The sequence below is a fragment of the Bacteroides sp. AM37-9 genome (assembly GCF_003603455.1).
GTDB classification, from domain to species: domain Bacteria; phylum Bacteroidota; class Bacteroidia; order Bacteroidales; family Bacteroidaceae; genus Bacteroides; species Bacteroides xylanisolvens.
The window spans coordinates 17,046-37,996 of the sequence record NZ_QTNF01000002.1; the positions used below are offsets into that span (position 1 = coordinate 17,046).

A 20,951-nucleotide genomic window follows, 5' to 3' on the forward strand; every position below is an offset into this window, starting at 1 on the left:
CATCAACAAATTTGCATATTATTATATTATGAGCGTAGACACTAACAACGCCGAGTTTCAGGATGCACTGAATCTGATTCAATATACCCGTCAATCGGTTTTTCTGACAGGAAAAGCCGGTACGGGAAAATCTACATTCCTGCGTTATGTCTGCGAGCATACCAAGAAGAAGCATGTTGTACTTGCACCGACCGGAATTGCCGCAATCAATGCCGGTGGAAGTACCATGCACAGTTTCTTCAAGCTTCCTTTCTATCCGCTATTGCCGGATGATCCTAATTTAAGTCTCCAACGTGGCCGTATTCATGAGTTCTTCAAATACACCAAGCCACATCGTAAGTTGCTGGAACAAATAGAACTGGTCATTATCGATGAAATCTCTATGGTACGGGCAGACATCATCGATGCCATCGACCGTATCTTACGAGTTTATTCACATAATCTTCGCGAACCTTTCGGTGGAAAACAACTCTTATTGGTAGGAGACGTCTTCCAACTGGAACCCGTTGTAAAGAACGATGAGCGGGAAATATTGAACCGCTTCTATCCCACTCCTTACTTTTTCTCTGCCAGAGTGTTCGGACAAATAGACCTCGTCTCCATCGAACTTCAAAAAGTATATCGACAGACAGACCCTGTATTCGTCAGTGTCCTCGACCATATCCGCACCAATACAGCCGGAGCTGCAGACCTGCAACTACTTAACACCCGCTACGGAAGCCAGATTGAAGAATCTGAAGCAGATATGTACATCACACTCGCCACCCGAAGAGATACGGTCGACTCCATTAATGAGAAGAAATTAGCAGAACTCCCCGGAGAACCCATTACTTTTGAAGGGGTTATCGAAGGAGACTTTCCGGAAAGCAGTCTGCCTACTTCACAAGAGCTTGTACTCAAACCCGGTGCACAAATCATCTTTATCAAAAATGACTTCGATCGCAGGTGGGTAAACGGTACGATTGGTGTCATTGCCGGAATTGATGAGGAAGAAGAAACCATCTACGTCATCACCGACGATGGAAAAGAATGTGACGTAAAACTGGAATCATGGCGAAATATCCGCTACCACTACAACGAAAAAACAAAAGAAATAGAAGAAGAAGTATTAGGCAGCTTCACTCAATACCCTATCCGGTTAGCATGGGCCATCACTGTTCATAAAAGCCAGGGACTGACCTTCAGCCGTGTAGTCATCGACTTCACCGGCGGTGTATTTGCCGGAGGACAAGCATACGTAGCACTTAGCCGTTGTACCTCACTGGACGGCATCCAGCTCAAAAAGCCTGTCAACCGTGCCGATGTCTTCGTCCGTCCCGAAATCGTCAACTTTGCCGGACGCTTCAACAACCGCCAAGCCATCGACAAAGCCCTGAAACAAGCACAAGCCGATGTACAATATGCCGCCGCTTCACGTGCCTTCGACAAAGGGGATATGGAAGAATGTCTGGAACAGTTTTTCCGTGCCATCCATTCACGCTACGATATTGAGAAACCTGTTCCCCGTCGTTTGATCCGCCGTAAACTCGGCATTATCAATACACTGAAAGAACAGAACAAGAAGCTCAAAGAACAGATGCGCGAACAACAGGAACGTATACGACAATACGCCCACGAGTACCTGTTAATGGGAAACGAATGTATCACCCAAGCCCACGACGTACGTGCCGCCCTTGCCAACTACGACAAAGCCCTTAGTCTCGACCCCAACTACATAGATGCCTGGATAAGAAAAGGAATCACACTCTTCAACAACAAAGAGTACTTCGACGCTGAAAACTGTTTCAACACCGCAGTCAGCCTCCATCCTGCAAACTTTAAAGCAGTCTATAACCGTGGAAAGCTCCGACTAAAAACAGAAAACACAGAAGGCGCCATCGCCGACCTGGACAAAGCCACCAGCCTGAAACCCGAACACGCCGGCGCACACGAACTTTTCGGGGATGCCCTGTTAAAAGCCGGAAAAGAAGTTGAAGCTGCGTTACAATGGAGAATTGCAGAGGAACTGAAGAAAAAGAAGAATCCCTAAAAATTTCTCTTTTATCTCTTATTATCAAAAAGTTTTATTAGTTTTGCTCTTCATTATATCTCAAACTCTTAAAATAGAAGCAAATGAAAAAAGGTTTGAAAATCGCAGCTATCACCGTAGGAGTAATTATCATTCTGATGTTCCTTCTTCCTTTCGCCTTCCAAGGAAAGATAGCCGACATTGTAAAAACAGAAGGCAACAAGATGCTTAACGCACAATTTGACTTTAAGAACCTTAACATTAGTCTGTTCCGCAATTTTCCACAGGCTTCTGTCACTCTCGAAGATTTCTGGTTGAAAGGTACGGGTGAATTTGCCAATGACACCCTTGTACAAGCCGGAGAAGTTACCGCCGCAGTCAACTTATTCTCCCTTTTCGGAGATAGCGGTTACGATATTTCTAAAATATTTATTGAAGACACGAAGTTACATGCCATTATCTTGCCGGACGGACGTACCAACTGGGATATCATGAAACCGGATACAATAGCAACAGTCGAAACGCCTGCAGAAGAAGAAGCCTCTTCTCCTTTCAAAGTCAAGCTGCAACGCTTTGTTATCAAAAACATGAATCTGATTTATGACGATCAACAAGGAAAGATGTATGCTGATATCCGCGACTTCAACGCTGTTTGTGCCGGAGACTTAGGAAGCGAACGTACCACTCTGAAACTGGAAGCGGAAACCAAATCACTCACCTACAAGATGAATGGAATCCCTTTCCTGGCAAATGCCAATATCTCCGCCAAGATGGACGTAGATGCCGACCTTGCCAACAACAAATACACATTGAAAGACAACACTATCCGTCTCAACGCCATTCAGGCAGGCATCGACGGTTGGGTAGCCTTGAAAGACCCGGCTATCGACATGGACTTGAAACTTAACACGAATGATATAGGCTTCAAGGAAATTTTGTCATTAATTCCCGCCATTTACGCCACAGAATTCTCCAGTCTGAAAACAGACGGAACTGCAACGCTTACCGCAACGGCCAAAGGTATCCTGCAAGGAGACACCGTTCCGGCATTCAATATTGACATGCAAGTCAAGGATGCTATGTTCCGCTATCCGGCTCTACCGGCAGGAGTAGATCAAATCAACATCAGTGCCAACGTTCAAAATCCCGGAGGAAATATAGACCTGACTACGGTCAACATCAATCCGTTCAGTTTCCGCCTTGCCGGAAATCCGTTTAGCCTGACAGCTACTGTGAAAACGCCGATCAGTGATCCGGATTTTAAAGCAGAAGCGAAAGGAGTGCTCAACTTAGGTATGATCAAACAAGTCTACCCGCTTGGAGACATGGAGTTGAACGGTACCATCGATGCCGATATGCAAATGTCGGGACGCCTCTCATCTATCGAAAAAGAAGAATACGAACGTATACAAGCTTCGGGTACTATCGGACTGACGGGCATGAAACTCAAAATGAAAGATATGCCGGATGTAGAGATTAAAAAGTCTCTCTTCACCTTCACTCCGAAATACCTCCAGTTGAGTGAAACAACCGTCAACATCGGAAAGAACGATATCACCGCCGACAGCCGGTTTGAAAACTACATTGGTTATGTATTGAAAGGTAGCACATTGAAAGGAAACCTGAATATTCGTTCCAACTACTTCAATCTGAACGACTTCATAACCGCTTCTGCCGATGAAGCCTCCACATCAGAAGCTGCGTCCACTGACTCTGTAGCTACAGCCGCCACAGGTATTGTTGAAGTTCCCCGTAACATCGACTTCCAAATGGACGCTAACCTGAAACAGGTGTTATTCGACAAGATGTCTTTCAATAATATGAATGGCAAACTTGTTGTAAAAGATGGCAAAGTGGATATGAAAAACCTGTCCATGAACACCATGGGTGGTAATGTAGTGATGAACGGCTACTACTCCACCGCCAACGTAAAGAAGCCGGAAATGAAAGCCGGATTCAAACTCTCCAATATTGGTTTTGCGCAAGCTTACAAAGAACTGGATATGGTGCAGAAAATGGCTCCTATCTTCGAAAACCTGAAAGGTAATTTCTCCGGAAGCATCAACGTCCTGACAGATTTGGATGCAGCCATGAGCCCCGTACTGAATACGATGCAGGGTGACGGTAGCCTTTCCACCCGCGACCTTAGTTTAAGCGGAGTAAAAGCAATCGACCAGATAGCCGATGCCGTGAAGCAACCCAGTCTGAAAGACATGAAAGTGAAAGACATGACATTGGATTTCACCATCAAAGACGGCCGCGTAGAAACCAAACCGTTTGATATCAAGATGGGAGACTACACACTGAATCTTTCCGGCAGCACAGGACTCGATCAAACCATCGACTATTCCGGTAAAGTGAAACTGCCCGCATCCGTAGGCAATATCTCTAAGTTAATGACTCTTGACTTGAAAATCGGAGGTTCGTTCACCTCTCCGAAAGTCAGCGTAGATACTAAAAGCATGGCCAACCAAGCTGTCGAAGCCGTAGCCGATGAAGCAATCAGCAAACTCGGACAGAAACTTGGCCTGGACTCTGCCGCTACCGCCAACAAAGACTCAATCAAACAGAAAGTCACAGAGAAAGCTGCGGAAAAGGCATTGGATTTCTTAAAAAAGAAACTCAAATAAAAAGAGAAAATAATAACCATTTAACCCCACTCGTCCCTCCTCCTTCTCCTTTGCGAGAGGGAAGGGATGAAGCTTTTAATATGCTACTGAAACTATATGATAAAAACAATAATCCGCAGGATTTACAACGAATCATCGATATCCTGAATGACGGCGGACTTATCATCTATCCTACCGATACGATGTATGCCATCGGCTGTCATGGTCTGAAGGAACGTGCCATAGAACGGATCTGCCGGATTAAAGAGATAGACCCTCGAAAAAACAATCTGTCTATCATCTGTTATGACTTAAGCAGTATCAGCGAATACGCGAAAGTAGACAATAACGTATTCAAACTGATGAAGCATAATCTTCCGGGGCCATTTACCTTTATTTTGAACGGCACCAACCGGTTACCGAAAATCTTCCGCAACCGGAAAGAAGTAGGTATCCGTATGCCGGACAACAACATCATCCGTGAAATCGCACGCCTGCTAGACGCTCCCATTATGACCACCACACTGCCATACAAAGAGCACGAGGACTTGGAATATATGACTGATCCCGAGCTTATAGATGAAAAGTTCGGCGACATCGTTGATCTGGTCATTGACGGCGGTATCGGAGGTATAGAACCTTCAACGGTAGTGAAATGCACGGATAACGAACTGGAAATCGTCCGACAGGGAAAAGGCTGGCTGGAAGAGAATTAATTCCGCAGACAGCTATCTCTAACATACAAAATGGGCTGCAATCAATTCAACACTGATGCAGCCCATTCTCTTTTTATAGAATCAATTTTATGCTTACTTAATCAAAGATTCCGGATCTAAATGAGCAGACTCGATATCTTTGAAGTAACGGTAAGTACCTACTTTCAATTCCGCCGTAGCAGCATCATCACAAACGATAATACCTTTTTCATGCATTTGCAATGCACTGATTGTCCACATCTGTGTGATAGCACCTTCTACTGCATGATACAAAGCACGAGCTTTGTTATGACCGTTTACAATAATCATCACTTCCTTTGCAGAAAGCACAGTACCCACTCCCACTGTCAAAGAGGTCTTAGGAACCTTATTGATGTCATTATCGAAGAAACGGGAGTTAGCAATGATGGTATCCATCGTCAATGTTTTCTGACGAGTGCGTGAAGTCAATGAAGATCCCGGTTCGTTGAACGCAATATGTCCGTCAGGACCGATACCGCCCATGAACAGGTCGATGCCGCCGTATGACTTGATCTTTTCTTCATAACGTGCACACTCTGCATCCAAATCCGGAGCATTACCATTCAGAATATTCGTATTCTCCGGTTTGATGTCGATATGACCAAAAAAGTTATTCCACATGAAAGAATAATAGCTTTCCGGATGTTCTTTCGGCAACCCTACATATTCGTCCATGTTGAATGTTACCACATTCTGGAAAGAAACGATTCCTTTCTTATTCAGGTCGATCAAAGCTTTATACATACCCAGAGGAGAAGATCCGGTGGGGCAGCCCAATACAAATGGTTTTTCGGGGGTTGGATTGGCAGCTTTTATTTTAGCAGCAACATAATGTGCAGCCCACAGAGATACGGACTGATAGTCCGGCTGAATAATAAGTCTCATAAGTCGATTGTTTTATAGGTTAGTTAATAAATTATTATCTCATTCACAGTTTTAACGATCTTTCTTCAAACGATCCGCCATGGCACGTGCCAGATTTTCACATTGAGTATAAGTCAGGTCCTTCATTGCCTGTTTCATCTCCACCGGATCACCGACCAATTCGAATTTGCTCTTTTCCGCAAACTCTGCCAGACGTTTCACAGCAGCACCTGCCCATGTGAAAGAACCGAAATAACCCAAATAGCGTCCCTTCACCTCACGCAACAGAATCTTTGAGAGCAGCGCTTCCACTTCCGGGAATATCTGATTACTATAAGTGGGAGAACCGATAATCAATCCCTTGTAACGGAAAATATCCGCTATAATATAAGAAGGATGGCTCTTTGTCACATTATGCATGACAATGTTCTTAACACCCTGTGCCGAAAGCTCTTCTGCAATAGCTTCCGCCATTTGCTCCGTATTTCCATACATGCTTCCATAAGCAATAACAACACCTTCGTCTGCATCATAACGACTCAAACGGTCATAGATACCAATTACCTTGGCAATATTCTCTGTCCATACCGGACCATGTGTAGAACAGATGGCAGAAATAGGTAGTCCGCCCAATTTTTGCAAAGCTTTTTGCACGGGGCTTCCGTATTTGCCTACGATGTTAGAGTAGTAACGAACCATTTCCCCCCAATACTTATCCACATTGATCCGCGTATCCAGGAATCCGCCATCTACAGTGCCAAAGCATCCGAATCCGTCGCCGGAGAAAAGAACGCCGTCCGTTTCATCAAAAGTCATCATCGTTTCCGGCCAATGCACCATCGGAGTCATATAAAAACGCAGTTTATGATGTCCCAAAGCTAAGAAATCACCTTCCTTTACCAGATACTGTTCGCCGGTTACACCGTAGAAACCTTCAATCATACCGAATGTCTGCTTGTTACCCACGATAATAATTTCCGGATAATGTTGCTTAATCAGTCGGATAGATCCCGAATGATCCGGTTCCATGTGGTTTATAATCAAATAATTAATGGGACGTTCTCCAATCACTTGCTTAATCTTACGCAAGTAGACTTCAAAATAACAAATATCTACCGTATCCACCAATGCCACCATTTCATCATCAATCAGATAAGAGTTATATGAAACTCCATAGGGCAATGGCCACATCCCTTCAAATCTGTGCTTGTTACGGTCATTCACTCCCACATAGTGGACATTTCCTTTAATTCTTGTTTTATGTTCCATTCTTCAAATCCATTTATATTTCTTCCACCATCTATATTCCGCTCAAACAGCTATTTATTCAGTGGTAAGTTTATCGTCTGCAAAAATAATCCTTTTTTCCGAATCCCTATACTTCTTACCTTGATAAGCACCTCTTTCTTTCATTCTTTTTTGTAAACGCGCTACAAATTCATAATTTTTCAATCCCCAGTCCGGAGCTATTAATAAATCTTTAGGAGATTGGGAAACAAAACGCTCCACAACTATATCGGGACGGAGATGTTCTACATAATCAATCACCAGATCAATGTATTCCTCCACCTCGTTAAACAAATAAAAACCATCAGGAGCTTCATCATACTCATGCGCCATTCGTGTACCACGAATCAATTGTAACTGATGGATCTTGAGTGTAGCTAAAGGCAGGTCGGAAAGTATTTCCGCTTGTGCCACCATCGTATCATGCGTTTCTCCCGGAAGTCCGAGGATGATATGTCCGCCTGTCAGGATACCACAGGCAGCTGTCCGTCGGACGGCTTCCACCGTATCGGCATAAGTATGCCCCCGGTTTATGCGTTTTAAGGTTTCGTCACAAGTGCTCTCGATCCCATATTCAACCATAAGGAAAGTATGTTTGTTCAATTCTTCCAAGTAACGCAACAAACTCTCCGGCATACAATCGGGGCGTGTACCTATCACCAGTCCGACCACCCCGTCTACCGTCAACGCTTCTTCATATTTACGCTTCAAGCCTTCCAGTTCGGCATACGTATTGGTATAGGCCTGAAAGTAAGCCAAATATTTCATTTCCGGATATTTATGGGCAAAAAAGCATTTCCCTTCTTCCAATTGGGTAGTGATAGACTTCTCTGTCCGGCAGTAATCCGGATTAAAAGTCTGGTTATTGCAGTATGTACATCCGCCCCATCCTTTTGTTCCGTCACGATTAGGACAAGTGAAACCTGCGTTCAATGAAATCTTTTGTACCTTGTAAGGAAAATATTTCCGCAAAAAAGTAGGGAAATCATTATATAATAGCTGCGTAGACATGTTCATTCACTTCTTTCTTTATTTTACTTACAAACATAAGCAAAATCAGCGAGTTATGGAAAGTTGACACAAAATATCTTCAATATATTAAAAAATTCATAATTTCCATAAGATAAATTAATAAACATTGCTATTCAAAAAACTATTTAATTAACTTTGTAATGATTTTAGGCATTGGCAGGAGGATACTTGTGAAAGTCTTGTGCAATTATTCCCCAATTATGATTTCATCTCACCATACCCCATGCAACTCTTGTCAATAAAATTATCCTCTTTATATTCTGAATAAGATTATAAAGAGGATTTTTTTAACGAATATTATTCATTTCACTTTTCCAAAACAAAGAAGCGAGATCAATACTATATAGTAAGAAGAGGAAAAAATAAGCAAAAACGAGTATAATTTGTTCAAACCACTTATCGAACTTTCTATTCTGCATTGTTTTATCTATTTTTGCTATAAACATTAAAGCAACTACTATGAAACGGCTCCATACTTTATTTCTTTTTCTAACAATAGCGATCACTCTAATTGCTCAACCGATCTGCCAGGTGAAACATTTTTCGGTGAGTGACGGTCTTGCCCAAGGAGTAGTAATGAACATATTGCAAGATCAGAAAGGACTCATCTGGTTTAGTACCTGGAATGGGCTTAACAAGTTTGACGGCTACACGTTTAAGACTTACAAAACTTCACAAGAGAGCAAATACGCATTCGGAAGTAATCGTATGGGAACTATTTCTGAAAGCAAATACGGAGATATATGGTGCCCCACTTACGATGGGCAAGCTTGCCTTTTTGATGTAGAGTCCGAGAAGTTTATTGATGTGCTTCAACCTATTGAACTTTCCACGAAACAAACTAATTATGTTACACGTATCTATTCATTGGAGAAAGGGATTGCCTGGATTCTCTGTGAAAACGGATATGCCTTCAGAGTAGACGAACAACTATGTAAAAAGGGAGAAGGTATCACCCTTTATGCACCTTCGAATCATAACCTGAAAGGTGACCAGATATTTAACGTTTACCAAGACTCTGAAGAAGACGAATGGATATTAACGGACAAAGGCGTTTCCATCATAGGAAAGAAAACGTTGGATACCGACTTTCCTTTTCAATTTATCACTCAAATAAAAGAAAGTATCTATCTGATCGCAGAGAATGATAAGTTAGCCAGGTATGATTTTCATACTAAAAAGCTGAAATTCGTAGATATTCCTTATCCGCACGATAAGATAAACAATGTTACTACGATAGGGAAAGATATGTTGGCATTGGGAACAGACAATGGACTGATATTGTATTCTATTCCCCAAAACAGTTTCCAGCAAATCGATATCCGCACCGCTACACAGACTTCTAACTTTGTAGAATCCGTCTATCAGGATTGTCAAGGAGAGATCTGGATCTTTTCAAAAGATCCTGGTATCGTCCGTCTTAATCTAGCGACCAACGAGAAAGCACATCTGTTCACTCCCAAAGATGAAATTATCAAACATGGACGCAAAAGTCGCAAACTTATATTTGAAGATAATGCCAACAACCTATGGCTACTCCCCACAGAAGGAAACTTCTGCTATTACGACAGAAAAGAAAAAACTCTCAAACCGCTTCTTACAGACATCAATAATCCCAAATCCATTTTCAGCCCGTTAGTCAGGTATTATACATTGGATAATCAGGGAAACTGCTGGTTTGCAACAGCACGCGGCGTAGAAAAGTTATGTTTCTTTCCACAAAGTTATCAATTCAATTTGACTGATTACGAGGCGGAAACACGGGCATTCCTGCAAGACAGTCATAATCGCCTTTGGACCGCATCAAAGTCTAATTATATTCAAATATTTGCACCGGATGGCAGCCTGGTGGGATATTTATCCAAACAAGGGAATATCACAAAAGAAAAGCAAGCTTTCTTTAACGGAGTATATTCTATTCTGGAAGATAAAGAAGGAAATATCTGGTTGGGGACAAAAGATATCGGTCTCTTCCAACTAAAAAGCACAGGAGTTTCCCTAAAGATAGGAGTAAACCAAAAAGCCAGAGAAAATCATTACTCTATCCACCATTTTGAGCACCAGCCCAATGATCCTTACAGTTTAAGCAGCAACAGCATTTATACAATCTTTCAGGATAGTCGCAATAATATCTGGGTGGGATGTTATGGAGGCGGGTTAAATTTGCTGACACAAACTAAAGATGGAAAAACCTCATTTATCCATAGCAATAATGAATTAAGAAACTACCCCATAGCTTACGGAATGAAAGTACGTAATATCACCGAAGCTCCGGGAGGAGTCATTCTAGTGGGAACGACCAATGGATTGCTTACATTCTCAAACAACTTCGAACGGCTGGAAGAGATTAAATTCTACCGGAATATCCGCAGACCGGGAGATAAAAACAGTCTTAATGCCAACGATATCATGCACATTTATACAGACAAAAATAAAACCACTTATGTGATTAGTTTTACCGGAGGCGTAAACAAAGTGATATCTCCCAACTTGCTTAGCGAGAATATCCAATTCAAGAACTATGACAAGAACGACGGATTGGCTTCCGACTTGGCACTATCGATGATTGAAGATGCGCAGAATCAATTATGGGTTGTTTCGGAAATTGCTCTTTCCAAATTCAATCCTGTCAAAGAAACATTTGAGAATTATGAATTGAGTTCCATCTACCAGGAGTTCAACTTCTCCGAAGCTCTTCCTATTATCAACGCCCGCAATCAAATTGTATTGGGAACTGACAAAGGTTTTCTAGAAGTTTCTCCGGAGAAGATGCGGAAGAGTGGCTATGTCCCTCCTATTGTTTTTACCGGACTTAAGATTCAAGGACATTCCACCGCTCATTCCATCGACAATCTGAAAGAACTGGAGCTGGAGCCATCACAAAGGAATGTTACTTTCCAGTTTGCTGCACTTGATTACGTCAATCCGAAAGGAATTCTATATGCCTATCGTTTGCAAGGGCTAGAAGATGAATGGAATGAAGCTGACAATAATCGTTCTGCAAGTTACATCAATTTGCCTGCCGGCAAGTACCAGTTGCAGATAAAATCTACAAACAGTGAGGGAGTTTGGGTAGACAATGTACGGACTCTGCAAATACATGTACTCCCCACCTTTTGGGAAACATATTGGGCATGGTTACTCTATTTCATTCTGTTTATACTTTTCACGGCAAGTATCGTATATGTGTTGTTTTACATCTACCGGTTACGCCACAGAGTAGATATGGAGCAACAATTAGCAAATATCAAACTACGATTCTTTACTGATATATCTCATGAGTTACGCACTCCGCTGACATTAATCAGCAGCCCTGTAACGGAGGTGTTGGAGAATGAACCTCTTTCTCCTTCCGCCCGTGAACACTTAACTTTGGTACATCAGAATACAGAACGCATGCTCCGGCTGATGAATCAGATTCTGGATTTTCGCAAGATTCAGAATCAAAAGATGAAACTATTGATTGAAGAGACCGATTTGATTCCACTTTTGCAAAAGGTGATGAGTAGTTTTAAATCGATAGCCGAAGAAAAGAATATAAACTATCAGTTGACCTCTACCATCCAATCGGTGTATTGCTGGGTGGACAGAGATAAATTTGAAAAGATATTTTTCAATTTGCTTTCCAACGCGTTCAAGTACACACCTGCCGATAAATCAATAACGGTCAATATGACGACGAAAGAAAAGACGATAGAGATAGAGGTGGCAGACGAAGGAATCGGAATTGCAGTAGAAAAGCAACATTCTTTGTTCCAACGTTTCGAATCATTGGTCAAACAGAATATTCTGCAACCTTCCTCCGGCATCGGATTATCTTTGGTGAAAGAGATGGTGGAAATGCATCATGGCACTATTACAGTGGACAGTCAGCCGGGAGTAGGCAGTCGTTTCACGGTAAGTTTGCCTTTACAACGGGAGGTTTTCGAAGAAGATGTGCAGGTAGAGTTTATCCTGAACGACAGCCAAAGTTCAACGCCTCATCCGGTTGACAGCATGAAAGCACCGGAAGAGATGGAGGAAAAAGAAGACCTTGAGAATAATTCGGATGGCTTCTCCATACTGGTGGTAGAAGATAATGAAGAGTTGAAAGCATTTTTGAAGAACATTCTATCGGAGAACTACACTGTGATAACCGCTTCCAACGGTGAAGAAGGATTGCAGCATGCTGTTGACGATTTGCCGGACCTGATTATCACTGATGTCATGATGCCTGTGATGGATGGTTTAGAGATGATAAGGCAAATCAAAGAGAACAATAATATTTGCCATATCCCTATCATTGTGTTATCTGCGAAGGCTTCTTTGGACGATCGCATCGCCGGATTGGAACAAGGTATTGACGATTACATCACCAAACCTTTCAGTGCCACTTATCTAAAAACCCGTATCGCCTCCCTGCTACGCCAGCGCAAAGCATTGCAGGAAATTTATATGAACAGGCTGATGGAAGGAAAGACTGCCTCTTCTCCAGATCTTCTTACTCCTTCGCAACCGCAAATTACTCCGTACGACGAGCAATTTATGGAGAAAGTAATGGCATACATGGAAGAGCAGATGGACAATGCCGAACTAACCATTGACCAGTTTGCAGAACAACTGATGCTTAGCCGCACCATCTTCTACCGGAAATTAAAATCAATCGTCGGACTGACGCCTGTGGACTTTATACGGGAAATACGTATCAAACGTGCCGTCCAATTGATTGACAGCGACGAATACAACTTCTCGCAGGTAGCATATATGACGGGGTTCAACGATCCGAAGTATTTCAGCAAATGCTTCAAGAAAGTGATAGGAATTACGCCATCAGAATACAAAGAGAGGAAAAAGTGAAGAATTCCTCCTTTTCTACCGGATAATCCCCACAAAAATAATAAAAAGCGCGTACTATTGCAGCCTCAAATCTAAAAACCAAAAGAACTAGAAAATGAAAAAGCAATGGATCATTGCCTGTCTTATCGGAATTCAAGGGGTAAATGTACAGGCACAACAACCCAGCAAGTATCCCTATCAGGACACGAAATTAACTGCGGAACAACGGGCAGACGATTTACTTCAACGCCTCACATTAGAAGAAAAAGTAGCGTTGATGCAAAACAATTCGCCGGCTATTCCCCGGCTTGGCATTAAGCCGTATGAATGGTGGAACGAGGCCCTTCATGGCGTTGCCCGTGCCGGACTGGCTACTGTTTTTCCGCAAGCCATAGGTATGGCAGCTTCTTTCAACGACGAATTACTATATGAAGTCTTTGATGCCGTATCCGACGAAGCACGCGCCAAGAACCGCCAGTTCAATGAAAGAGGACAGTATAAACGTTATCAGGGACTGACCATGTGGACTCCCAACGTCAATATATTCCGCGACCCTCGCTGGGGACGGGGACAGGAAACATACGGCGAAGATCCTTATTTGAGCGGACGCATGGGAATGGCAGTCGTCAGAGGTCTGCAAGGACCGGAAGATGCCGAATATGACAAACTTCACGCCTGTGCCAAACACTTTGCTGTTCACTCGGGACCGGAATGGAACCGCCACAGCTTCAATGCAGAAAACATTGCTCCCAGAGATTTATGGGAAACTTACCTTCCAGCTTTCAAAGAACTGGTACAAAAGGCAGGAGTAAAAGAAGTGATGTGCGCTTACAACCGTTTTGAGGGCGATCCCTGTTGTGGCAGCAATCGCCTGTTAACCCAAATTCTCCGTAACGATTGGGGATTCAAGGGAATCGTAGTAACCGACTGCGGAGCAATCGGAGATTTCTTCCAACGCAAAAAACATGAAACGCATCCCGATGCCGCCCACGCTTCTGCCGACGCTGTTTTAAACGGAACAGACCTCGAATGTGGCGGTAACTTCAAAAGTATCACCGATGCCGTAAAAAAAGGTCTGATTTCGGAAGAAAAAATCAACACATCAATCAAAAGATTGCTGAAAGCCCGCTTCGAACTGGGAGAAATGAATCCGACTCATCCGTGGAGTAACATTCCTTATTCTGTTATCGACTGCCCCAAACATAAAGAACTGGCACTGAAAATGGCGCATGAAAGTCTGGTATTGCTTCAAAACAAGAACAATATCCTTCCATTAAACCGTCAAATGAAAGTCGCAGTGATCGGCCCCAACGCCAACGACTCGGTGATGCAATGGGGTAATTACAACGGTTTCCCTTCACACACCGTAACTTTACTGGAAGGAATACGCGCCAAACTTCCCGACGCACAAATCATCTACGAACCAGTGTGCGGATACACGAACGATACCACCCTGCACAGCTTGTTCAATCAGTGCAGCATCGACGGAAAGGCCGGATTCAACGCCACTTACTGGAATAACCGCGAATATAAAGGTAAGATTGCCGCAACCGACCGTCTGACTACTCCTTTCCATTTCAGCGCAGAAGGTTCTACCGTATTTGCTCCGGGTGTGGGATTGAAGAATTTCACCGCCATCTATCGTTCTACTTTCCGTCCGACGGATTCCGGCGCCGCCACTTTCCGCGTGATGACGAACGGAGGAGTTACTTTATTCCTCAACGGCAAGCAGATAGCGGAAGCAACCAATATCAAGAATCACACCAACCTGTATTCGTTCAATTATGAAGCTGGAAAGAGTTATGATATTAAATTGCATTTTATTCAGGTAAAAGACAACCCTACACTTCATTTCGATCTGGCTAAACAGACTCCAATGGATGCGCGCGATATTCTAAACAAGTTGAAAAATACAGATGTAGTCATCTTCGCCGGAGGTATCTCTCCCCTGTTGGAAGGAGAATCGATGCGGGTATCTGATCCCGGATTCAAAGGTGGTGACCGTACAGAAATCGAATTGCCCGCCATCCAGCGCGAAGTGCTCGCTCTGCTGAAAAAGAATGGAAAGAAAACGGTATTTGTCAATTTCTCCGGTTCGGCGATGGCTATCGTACCCGAAACTCAAAGTTGTGATGCGATTCTACAAGCATGGTATCCCGGACAGGCAGGTGGAACAGCCGTTGCCGATGTTCTTTTCGGAGATTACAATCCTGCCGGACGTCTGCCTATCACTTTCTATAAAAGCATACAACAATTACCGGATTATGAAGATTATTCGATGAAAGGACGTACCTATCGTTTTATGACAGAAACTCCCCTTTATCCATTCGGCTACGGTTTAAGTTATACCCGTTTCTCTTATGGAAAAGCTAGCCTGAACCAATCGAAGCTAGCCAAAGGCGAAAAAGCGATCCTTACTATCCCGGTAAGTAATGTCGGACAGAGAGACGGTGAAGAAGTGGTGCAAGTGTATATCTGCCGTCCTGACGACAAAGGAGGTCCACAAAAAACTCTTCGTGGTTTCCAACGGGTCAACATTGCTAAAGGTAAGACGCAGAATGTCAATATAGAGCTTCCTTACGATTCTTTCGAATGGTTTGATACAGCGACCAATACCATACGTCCTTTAAGCGGAACATATAAGATACTTTACGGAAACAGTTCAAATGAAAATGACTTGCAAACGTGCAGTATTCAGATTCAATAGGTAATACCATTCCATATATAATTTGAGGCTAAGTTGAACTTAGGCTACATTGAGAATTTATAAAAAATGGCTTTTATTGTCAGGCCAAGAGTTATGGTTTCATAAAGTAATCGTTTTCAAGCCATTACGCACTGACAATAGAAGCTGACAATAGGCTGACAATAAAGATTTCCGTCTTTTATTGTCAGCCTATTATTGTTTAAAACTACACTATGCAGCTATTATCCCTTATTTACCAAGCCTGCATTATTCCGCTAAGACACCGTTATTGTTCAGCCAGGATGCCGCTATTGTTCTCCTAAAGCACCGATATTGTTAATTCTCCACGGCCGTGACGAGATCTCTCCACGGCTGTGGTAGGATCTTCCCACAGCCGTGAGAAGATATTACCACGACCGTGGGAAGGTAAAGATAGCGGCACCTTTGCCCAACTATACAGGCACACTAACCAAACTATACAGACATACTTACTCAACTATACAGGCACACTAACCAAACGATACAGGCATACTTGCTCAACTGTACAGGCATATTAATGCAGCTACATCAAAACCTTGAAACAATAATTCCAAGATGTCCGCATAACTATATCGGTATATTAATAAATGATATGAAAGTATCAATGAACGATATAGGCATATTGATATATGCCTCATCAGCCTATCAATACTATAATATACGAATGGACAGACTTGTATCCTTACTTGCCAAACAATAAAAAAACAGGCTGACAATAGAATACTCAATTCTTATTGTCAGCCTATTGTCAGCTTCTATTGTCAGCATGTATTATACTGTAATTCACATCTTTAACTGCCATCCTGACAGATTGACAATAAAAACAGTATAAAAACAACTAGTATAGTTAGTTTTTGGTTAGTAACCGCTTCTCCGAAATGGTTCCCAACTCTTTTCCGTTAATGGTGATATCCGTCGTATTTTCTATCTGTATCATAGATTGATCGGGAGTGTCAATTTCCACATTCTCAATGTTGAGCTTTGCCACTTTATTCACTACAATACCCTCTTTAGCACCTGTAACCACCATATTCTTGATGGAAATATTCTCAATCGGCATTTCGGGAAGTCCGTTCAGATACGCTGCCCGTCCTGCTCCCCTGCAAAATACATCCGAGATATAGATGTTTCTGAAAGCAGGCGTCTCCTCACTCACACTCGGAATCGGTTCACCGGGAGCGCTTTTGGCCGCGTAATACAAGTCGGCAATCAAGGCATCATTAGGAATATCAATCATATTTATATTATTGATATAAATATTCTCCACGACACCACCACGTCCACGGGCACTTTTAAACCGTAAGCCGACATCCGTACCGATAAAAGAACATTCGGACACATACACGTTTTTCACACCACCGGACATCTCACTGCCAATCACGAATCCGCCATGACCATGCAAAACGGTGTTGTTCCTTACAATCACATTCTCACAAGGTTCACCCCTTCTGCGCCCATCTTCATCTTTGCCCGACTTCAGACAGATAGCATCATCCCCCGCATCAAAGAAACAGTTGGCAATCAATACATTCTTGCATGATTCCACATCCAGCGCGTCACCGTTTTGTGAATACCAGGGATTGAATACTTTTACATCATTCAATATCAAAGATTCACACGAAAGCGGATGCAGACACCAACTCGGAGAGTTTTTGAAGGTCACACCTTCCAGAAGAATCTTTTTGCTCTTTACGATACTTAGCAGTACGGGACGTAACCAACTCTTCATATCTTCCCATTCTTCACTCGTGATTTCAGTCCGTTTATCTCCGCTGCCGGCCATGAGAACAGAGGCTTTCAGCGCTCCTTCATTAGGATACCACACCTTTCCGTTCTCATCCACCTTGCCGCCGGAGTTTACCAGATTCTTCCATTGCCTGTCCGTCATCTTATCCTTCTTCACAGGACGCCATCTATCCCCCGCCCCATCAAAAACGCCATAACCGGTGATGGCTATGTTCTCCACATTCATTGCCGAGATAGGCGACTGACAACGTTTGGCATCCAGTCCCTCAAACGAAGTGGTAATGATCGGATATAATGAAGTATCACTACTAAATACAATCAACGCATTCTTTTCCGCATGCAAATTGACGTTACTCTGCAAAACAATAGGTCCTGTCAGCCACAAGCCTTCCGGAATGATTACTTTGCCACCTCCCTTATCATGCACCGCTTTGATTGCATTATTAATAGCCTCCGTATTCAGCGTCACACCATCACTTTTTGCTCCGAAATCGCAGATATTCACCTGATAATCGGGAAAGACGGGACGCTCTATCGTGGGCATGGAGAAAGGAAGGTCTGCATACATCGCCTTCAAATCAGTCTCCATATCCACCTGCTTGGCAGTAGTCTGACAAGCACAAAATAGTCCTAAGATGACCGGTGCCAAACCAGCCATTTGATTCAATCTACTCATTGTCTCTTTTTACCTTAAATATTTTATTATTTGAACCAAGCCGCATCAGTGTAGCCATCCCAACTCATGATGATTTCACGCGTACCGAAATATTGGTCATACTGCTCCTTACTAAGTTGCAGTACTGTATTGCGCACCGCCGCCGGAATAGATTGGTAAATATCGGAACCCGATTCCGTCTTGCAGTTGTATAGTTTACAACCGGTAGCAACAGTAGGCACAGCCGGAGTCAGCGGTTTATTCTCGCCTACAAAGTTGGGACCATACACATCAGCAAACGTACAATTCAAGAAGGTCAGGTTGTCCGGCTCGAACTGATAAATCAAAGTAGAGTTAGTGACGCCTTCGCCTACCGTGAAACGGCTATTCAGGAATACATAACCCAAGTAACCCGCTCTGACCCGCGCTTGCATTACAGCACGTGTGCCGGTAGGTGCATGGAGCTGGCAATCTTCAAACAGAACGACCTTACCCGAACCCCAGATAAAATCGGTTGCTCCGGCTATGAAACAATTTTTGAACCAATTGTAACCGCCACCCGGAAGCAAAGTATCCTGGAAACTCAAGACACGACAATTGATGAAAGCTGCCGATTTGTTGTTAATATAGAGTGCCTCGGCCTGGCCATTCTTGCCCAGCGTCCAACCATAAGCATTCTCTATCGTCACATTTTCAAAGCGGATTTTATCACTATTGCCATCCAGTATCACCACCGAACGCCCTCCGGAAGAAGGTACAATAGTGCCTGCCGGAGCAAACTGATCGATATTGGTTCCACCACCTATACCACCGTTAATATCATTGCTGTTATCATATTGAATATTGACAGCGGTATTATCACTGGTATTTCCTTTTATCGTGATATTGCTTTGATCGCGCAAGTAAATAATCTCCTGATAGATACCATCATCCATCCGGAAAGTCTTGGGTGCATTCAAATCGACCCGTGCGGCACAGAAGTCGATGGCACCTTGCAAAGTATAAAAGTCGGCATTGGGGTCGGTATGACTGATCTTCACCTCATAGTTCGGTCCGGTCACGGCTGGCGCAGACTTGGTTTTGAATGTCCATGCACGACCATATACTCCCTTGAAATCTGTTTGCTTCACGGCGGCCTGTTCGATGGTTACATAGTATTCGGTATCATGCTGCAAACGTTGTTGATGAGGCTTGATGATGAAGTTGTTACCCTCCACTCTTGCCGGATAGTAGTTGACGATACGACGACTGACGGAAGAACCCGTAGGCGTGACACCGATAATATCCATCCATGTATTCAGTTTGGTAACCCCATCCACGATAGACTGTCTGCGTTCTGCCATATTGATTTCGTCTACCAGTTTATGGTCGCTCATACGATAGATACGGATACAACCACTCGTGCCAAGTTCGGGTGCAGTGCCTTCAAATGTAATTTTCAGTTCGGTGTCCGCAAGTGCTTGCTGCGTTCCGTCGGCAGGTGTGAAAGCATATCCTGATACAGGATTCTTGTCACCTTCGGCCGTACCATCCTCACTGCTTCCGTCTTCCCAGGGAGCCGATGAGTTTCCGCCATCCACATTTTCGAGACGTCCCATTTCTACAAAGCCGCTATCGTCTATGTAGAGTGCAAAGGTGTAGCTGTAACCTTTGTGGAACTGCGGCAGCGCAATGTCCAGATTGGTAAATATCCACTCTGTCTCTCTATCGTCCAATACAAAAGACACCTTATAGCTATCCTTCAACGCCGAAGGAAGAATAATAGCCTCGTAGAATCCCGTTGTTGCATTGTGATAAGGGGTGATTGTAGCAACAGAGCTTTCGTCAACCGTCAGTACATCAGTCTGTACGTTGAACGAGGCTTCAGTTTGCATCCCTTCAATCCGTACATCGCTGACTTCCAACGGATTCTTTTCCAAATCCACAAATTTCAGAATCACTTTAGCCAAACGATGGCTAAAGTTGAGTGCGATATGAGGTTCGTTCTCCGGGGCATAAGTATATTCCTCGTTCGTGGCAGCATACAGTAAGTCACAAGCGGTACTCCCTCTTTCTTGAGCTGCCAATTGCACGGGATAGTTAAAATCGCGTATATCGGCATTGTATGGATAGTATGCCACAAACTTCACCGGTGTTCCGTCATTTTGCACTTTGAGCGGTGTGGTGGAAGCGAAAGAAACCGATGCCCCCTCTTCCGAACAAACATAAGGTACATTAGCTGCCTCTGTGGCAGGCTCAAGGGTTTTCATATCCAGCACGTATGCTCCAATCTTGTCCCCATTATTCCACGACGAACCGTCTTGGGTGACGCGGGTTGAGAAACCTGTGAGGTCTACACCGAAGGTAACCTCTCCCGTAGTAGCAGGTTGTTTCGTGCCCGTATCTTGCTCGTCATCCGAACAAGAGAGGCAAAGCAAACCGCCTAACAAGGGATATATTAATGAATGAAATAATTTCATAATTGGATTGTTTA

Annotated in this window: 10 protein-coding genes; 5 read left to right on the top strand and 5 right to left on the bottom strand. The window is 43.4% G+C overall.

The window, feature by feature from the left end; genetic code table 11:
* The first annotated feature begins 28 nt into the window (after nt 1-28).
* The 3 genes from DW862_RS01495 (at nt 29) to DW862_RS01505 (ending at nt 5,333) form a co-directional block, all read left to right on the top strand.
* Nucleotides 29-2,029, top strand: a complete 2,001-nt coding sequence (locus tag DW862_RS01495) for a tetratricopeptide repeat protein (protein WP_004316728.1) — start codon at nt 29-31, stop codon at nt 2,027-2,029.
* A gap of 83 nt (nt 2,030-2,112) precedes the next feature.
* Nucleotides 2,113-4,638, top strand: coding sequence for an AsmA-like C-terminal region-containing protein (locus tag DW862_RS01500; RefSeq protein ID WP_120067161.1), 2,526 nt, complete (start codon nt 2,113-2,115; stop codon nt 4,636-4,638).
* 80 nt (nt 4,639-4,718) lie between these two features.
* Nucleotides 4,719-5,333: an L-threonylcarbamoyladenylate synthase gene (locus DW862_RS01505; protein ID WP_120067240.1), complete on the top strand. Its 615-nt coding sequence runs from the start codon at nt 4,719-4,721 to the stop codon at nt 5,331-5,333.
* A 93-nt stretch (nt 5,334-5,426) separates the two neighbouring features.
* Here the strand turns inward: DW862_RS01505 and nagB are convergent, their stop codons facing one another.
* From nagB to DW862_RS01520, 3 genes are read right to left on the bottom strand one after another with little or no spacing between them, the layout of a single operon-like run.
* Nucleotides 5,427-6,239: a glucosamine-6-phosphate deaminase gene (gene nagB / locus DW862_RS01510; RefSeq protein WP_004301540.1), complete on the bottom strand. Its 813-nt coding sequence runs from the start codon at nt 6,237-6,239 to the stop codon at nt 5,427-5,429.
* A gap of 51 nt (nt 6,240-6,290) precedes the next feature.
* On the bottom strand, nt 6,291-7,487 hold the full coding sequence (locus DW862_RS01515) for an FprA family A-type flavoprotein (protein ID WP_008020770.1): 1,197 nt from the start codon (nt 7,485-7,487) through the stop codon (nt 6,291-6,293).
* A gap of 54 nt (nt 7,488-7,541) precedes the next feature.
* Nucleotides 7,542-8,522 carry a TIGR01212 family radical SAM protein gene (locus DW862_RS01520; RefSeq protein WP_207895133.1) on the bottom strand — a complete coding sequence of 327 codons (981 nt, stop codon included), beginning with the start codon at nt 8,520-8,522 and terminating at the stop codon, nt 7,542-7,544.
* A 474-nt stretch (nt 8,523-8,996) separates the two neighbouring features.
* Between DW862_RS01520 and DW862_RS01525 the strand changes: the two genes are divergently transcribed.
* Complete coding sequence (locus tag DW862_RS01525; RefSeq protein WP_120067163.1) at nt 8,997-13,373, top strand: response regulator; 4,377 nt, start codon at nt 8,997-8,999, stop codon at nt 13,371-13,373.
* Between the two features lie 94 nt (nt 13,374-13,467).
* Nucleotides 13,468-16,059: a xylan 1,4-beta-xylosidase gene (gene xyl3A / locus DW862_RS01530; protein ID WP_120067164.1), complete on the top strand. Its 2,592-nt coding sequence runs from the start codon at nt 13,468-13,470 to the stop codon at nt 16,057-16,059.
* A gap of 865 nt (nt 16,060-16,924) precedes the next feature.
* Here xyl3A and DW862_RS01535 read toward each other — a convergent pair.
* Together DW862_RS01535 and DW862_RS01540 are read right to left on the bottom strand one after the other, a co-directional pair.
* The gene (locus DW862_RS01535) at nt 16,925-18,499 is read right to left on the bottom strand and encodes a glycoside hydrolase family 28 protein (protein WP_120067165.1); all 1,575 of its coding nucleotides are present in this window, start codon (nt 18,497-18,499) and stop codon (nt 16,925-16,927) included.
* 26 nt (nt 18,500-18,525) lie between these two features.
* A complete protein-coding gene (locus DW862_RS01540) occupies nt 18,526-20,937 on the bottom strand; it encodes a pectinesterase family protein (protein ID WP_120067166.1) in 2,412 nt (803 codons plus the stop codon).
* Nucleotides 20,938-20,951 lie beyond the last annotated feature (14 nt).